This window comes from Streptomyces sp. NPDC056361, from assembly GCF_042262805.1.
Taxonomy (GTDB): domain Bacteria; phylum Actinomycetota; class Actinomycetes; order Streptomycetales; family Streptomycetaceae; genus Streptomyces.
This window is the reverse complement of the sequence record NZ_JBHJQI010000319.1, coordinates 1-1276: the sequence shown is the minus strand read 5'-3', so window position 1 is coordinate 1276 and position 1276 is coordinate 1. Positions and strand designations below refer to the sequence as shown.

Below are 1276 nucleotides of genomic sequence, written 5' to 3'. Positions count from 1 at the left end.
CTAGAGCGTGTCTCTTTGATCGGTTGGTCAGTTGATCGGATGTGTCCGTCCGGTTAGTGATCACTGATGCGATGTGGGACCGGATCGAGCCGCTGATGCCGGCCGATCCGGTCCGCGGTCGTCGATGGGCCGACCATCGTCGAACCCTGGAGGCCATCGCGTGGAAGTACCGCACCTGCTCGCCCTGGCGGGATCTGCCGGACGAGCTCGGATCGTTCCAGACTGCTCACAAACGGCTGATCAGGTGGGCCGTGGACGGCACCTGGGAACGCATCCTCGCCGCGGTCCTGACAGCCGCCGAGGGGGCTGACGACATCGGCTGGACCGTGTCGGTGGACTCCACCGTCTGCCGGGCCCACCAGCACGCCGCCGGAGCCGGAAAAAGGGGGCGCCCGGCCGGGCCGAACCCGACGACCACGCACTCGGACGCTCCCGAGGCGGCCTGAGCACGAAGGTCCATCTCGCCAGCGACAGCCGTGCAAGGCCCCTGGCCCTCCGCGTCACCGCGGGCCAGGCGGGCGACGCCCCGGCCTTCGAGACCGTCATGGCCGCAATTCGCGTTCCGCGAAGCGGACCGGGAAGACCGAGGACCCGGCCCGATGCCGTCCTGGCGGACCGTGCGTACTCGTCCCGCGCGATCCGGAGTCACCTCCGTAGACGCGGGATCCGCGTTGTCATCCCCCAGCCGTCGGACCAGGTCGGCCACCGGCTGCGGCGAGGCAGTTCCGGCGGTCGACCGCCGGCTTTCGATGCCGAGGTGTACAAGCAGCGCAACGCGGTCGAGCGGTGCATCAACCGGCTCAAGCAGTGGCGCGGCCTGGCCATGCGAACGGACAAGCTCGCCATCGCCTACCAGGCCGCACTCCACCTCGCCGCCATCCTCATCTGGAGCCGGCGCTGAGCCAGATGCCCGAAGGATTCGTCAGGCCCGTCCATGGACAATGAGCTGGTTTTGTTCTCCGTCAAAGGTGCTGGCCAGGACGTCGGTCTCCTGCCGGTGCCCGTCGAAGAAGCCCCGCTGGTCGACATGCACGATCAGGACGTCGTGGCTGTCGATCACCTCAGAGATGCCCCTGGTCTCAATCGTGTCCGACCACGCGTCCAGGTTCCGGCCGAACCACTCTGGCAGTCCGCACGGCTCGCTCACCGCGTCCCAGAAGTCGTTGAGTGTCTCGATCAGCCGACCCCGCAGGTCAACGATCAGCTCGCTGTCCGTCATCGCAGCAGACTAACCAGCCCCACCACGAGAATCACCGGTCAAAGAGACATGCTCTAG

At 67.2% G+C, this 1276-nt stretch carries 2 protein-coding genes; one reads left to right on the top strand and one right to left on the bottom strand.

The genetic code is table 11. From position 1 onward, the window contains the following. Positions 1-71: 71 nt before the first annotated feature. Positions 72-901, top strand: a protein-coding gene (locus ACFCY7_RS40490) for an IS5 family transposase (protein ID WP_376491085.1) whose coding sequence is annotated in 2 segments (ribosomal slippage) — positions 72-410 and positions 413-901 — 828 coding nt in all. Because the reading frame shifts where the segments join, the coding sequence is not laid out codon by codon here. A gap of 21 nt (positions 902-922) precedes the next feature. Here ACFCY7_RS40490 and ACFCY7_RS40485 read toward each other — a convergent pair. After that, positions 923-1219: a barstar family protein gene (locus ACFCY7_RS40485; RefSeq protein WP_376491084.1), complete on the bottom strand. Its 297-nt coding sequence runs from the start codon at positions 1217-1219 to the stop codon at positions 923-925. Positions 1220-1276 lie beyond the last annotated feature (57 nt).

What these genes read in the sequence shown, in the direction of transcription:
- ACFCY7_RS40485 (WP_376491084.1), bottom strand. Translation starts at nt 1,219, where the DNA reads ATGACGGACAGCGAGCTGATCGTTGACCTGCGGGGTCGGCTGATCGAG.